This window comes from Streptomyces sp. NPDC016469 (assembly GCF_040632905.1).
GTDB lineage: Bacteria > Actinomycetota > Actinomycetes > Streptomycetales > Streptomycetaceae > Streptomyces.
On sequence record NZ_JBEYCQ010000138.1, the window covers coordinates 1 to 1,031 of the forward strand.

At 29.5% G+C, this 1,031-nt stretch carries 1 protein-coding gene; it reads left to right on the forward strand.

The features are described 5' to 3' along the window. Nucleotides 1-265 precede the first annotated feature (265 nt). Nucleotides 266-586: a GNAT family N-acetyltransferase gene (locus ABZ565_RS35815; protein WP_361036501.1), complete on the forward strand. Its 321-nt coding sequence runs from the start codon at nucleotides 266-268 to the stop codon at nucleotides 584-586. The last annotated feature ends 445 nt before the right edge of the window (nucleotides 587-1,031 follow it).

Sequence of the window (1,031 nt, forward strand, 5' to 3'; positions counted from 1 at the left end):
TATTACTGGTAGTATAATGAAGATCATCAAAAGTATATTATTTAATCAAAGTATCAGAACGCTTGTTCACATAATACATATTAACGCCTCATAGATTTCTAATTACAAACGGCTAAAACCTTTGGTTCATTAGGGATTAACCGTTTTCTTTATTATACCATATTTAAGAGTTAAATGTTTGTTTATTGAGGGAGTTATTGATAAAGTACTAATTAATGTGTTTCATTCAATAAATAGTTGTAGGAGTAATGTAATAGTGAAAATAATGGCATGTAATGAAAGACCAATTGATTACGAAGAAGTTATCAAACTTTATAGGAATTCGGAGTTGTTAGAGGAGAGAGTATTTCAAGATAAAGAGGATAAATTAAATAAAGTACTGACCCTTGGTGCTTGGAAGGACGAATCTTTGATTGGCTTAGTAAGAGCAGTGTCAGATGGGAACTCCAGAGCATATATAGAAGATATGGTTATTGATAGTTTGTATTTCAAGGAAGGAGTAGGAATTAAATTAGTTTCTAAATTATTAAAAGAACTTTCATGTAACGATTTTATAATACAAAGGAGATTTTTTACTTTTCTATAAAAAAAGATATTCATGGTACTAATAAATGAGAGTATGACTAAAGATGTGAAAAACAGGTCATTAATGCAATAGGAATTAATGACCTTGTTTCTATGTTTCTTTTGTGAGTAAATAGACAATCTAACAGTCCTTAGAAAAAACGACTTTGTGAAGAGTTACACTTAAATAATATGGGGCTTTTTCTTAAATATAAGGGTAGCCCTTTGTTATGTCACAATCGGGGCAGTATAGTGAAATAGTAGAAATTTATAGGAACTAAACTGTAAGTAATACGTATATGTAAAATAATGTGATTTTTTTTCGGAGGTCATAGTTGCCTTTTTTTATCTAATGTAGGAAATTATAGTAAAGGAGTTGATAATATTTATGGAACTTTTAATTAAAGGTCTTTATGGCATTGGGGAAGCTATTGCAGTTTTTGCTATGTCAGCTTGGAATAAGATCT

Coding starts and splice junctions, on each gene's coding strand:
- ABZ565_RS35815 (WP_361036501.1), top strand. CDS start 266: ATGGCATGTAATGAAAGACCAATTGATTACGAAGAAGTTATCAAACTT.